Here is a 1,406-nt window from a genome sequence, read left to right on the forward strand (position 1 = left end):
GGCGGAACTTGCGGCGCTTTTCGCACCTCTTGAGTGTTGCTATGACCGCGGGGCTGCTCCTCGTCGCGCTGAGCCCGCTGGCGCGCCTCTACTTTGGCGTGGCCATGGGCCTCGAGCCGGGCCTCGTTTCGATTAGAGTAACCATACATTTCCTTTCAATACGCTACCGTATGGATATAGATTAATGTAGTATCCTGCAATTGTCAATACGCTACCGTATGGTTAGGAAAAACGAAATCTCGAATCTGAAACGGCAGGACTGGATTGAACAAGGGCTGAAGACTTTGGCAGAAAGTGGAGTTGAGACAGTCAGAGTCGAGCCACTTGCCAAACGAATGGGAGTAACCAAGGGTAGTTTTTACTGGCACTTCAAAAATAGAGAAGACCTATTAGAAGCAATCTTGCAGGAATGGGTAAAGCTCCAAACCAATAGCATCATTGAACGAGTAGAAGAAATGGGAGGCGATGCTATGAGTAAACTACTCTATCTATTTGAATTAGCTGTTCAGGATGATGGTCAGGTAGAAAATGCGATTCGGGCTTGGGCAACAAACGATTCAAAAATTGCTCCTGTTCTTGCCCAAGTCGATCAACGTCGTTTGAACTATACCAAAGACTTATTTTCACAAGCTGGCTTTGCACCGTTTGAAGCAATAGTGCGTGCTCGAATGGCTTACTATGCGCTCGTTGGAGAATTTACGATCGGGACACGAAGCGACCAAACTGAACGATTAGCTGAGATACGACTACAACACGCGATTCTCACGCATCAAAACTGAATTTTTTGTCTCCACAGCTTACTCTAAAACGACTGCCACACCTGAGAGCGAAGTTAGCTAACTGGCTGTTCACCACCTGAAAATACTAAGGGAACAGATAACGCTTTAGACTACTGTATGGTTCATCTTCTCTACTGTATGAACTGCCGCTATAGCTGGTGTCTGAGATTCATCCTTGATCTCCCATTTCCGTGTCAGGCAAAGCTTTGATTCGAATCCGATCCCTCTCAACCACCGCGAACAGCCTTGACCAGTCTTCACGCAGAGAAATAACCGCAACCACTCGGCTCACCACTTCATTTGGAGGTCCAATCATTCGAAAGAGAATGATACCGTTGGACGCAGCCAACTTAGCTCGAAACGCCAACTCTCCAAAGCCCTTGTCAAAGGTAAAAATGGTACGTTCTTCAGACTTAGCCCAAGCCAGGACAGCTGGATCATTTATTCCCGGCGCTTCTGCTCTTACCCAACTCACATCGTGCCCCTGCTGTCGCAAGGCCGCCACTGCAAGACTGGGGAAGTTCTCATCGGCTAGAATTCTCACACCTGTAGGGGATATACCTTTTCCGCCCGTAATGTGGCGCTGGCATACCCTAAGCAAGCCAAGATATCTTCATGGGTAAGTCC

The 1,406-nt window shown here is 47.9% G+C and carries 3 protein-coding genes; 2 read left to right on the forward strand and 1 reads right to left on the reverse strand.

The window, feature by feature from the left end; all coding sequences use genetic code 11:
• Both AC2VE5_RS27375 and AC2VE5_RS27380 read left to right on the forward strand, forming a co-directional pair.
• On the forward strand, positions 1-185 hold a 185-nt coding region (locus tag AC2VE5_RS27375; protein WP_486890680.1), incomplete at its 5' end, for a hypothetical protein.
• A 33-nt stretch (positions 186-218) separates the two neighbouring features.
• Positions 219-779, forward strand: coding sequence for a TetR/AcrR family transcriptional regulator (locus AC2VE5_RS27380; RefSeq protein ID WP_486890681.1), 561 nt, complete (start codon positions 219-221; stop codon positions 777-779).
• A 169-nt stretch (positions 780-948) separates the two neighbouring features.
• Here the strand turns inward: AC2VE5_RS27380 and AC2VE5_RS27385 are convergent, their stop codons facing one another.
• A complete protein-coding gene (locus tag AC2VE5_RS27385; RefSeq protein WP_486890682.1) occupies positions 949-1,323 on the reverse strand; it encodes a DUF5615 family PIN-like protein in 375 nt (124 codons plus the stop codon).
• Positions 1,324-1,406 lie beyond the last annotated feature (83 nt).

The organism is Aliterella sp. E5.1 (assembly GCF_057473825.1).

Excerpts from the sequence above, each read along its gene's own strand:
- AC2VE5_RS27380 (WP_486890681.1), top strand. The coding sequence starts at position 219 with ATGGTTAGGAAAAACGAAATCTCGAATCTGAAACGGCAGGACTGGATT.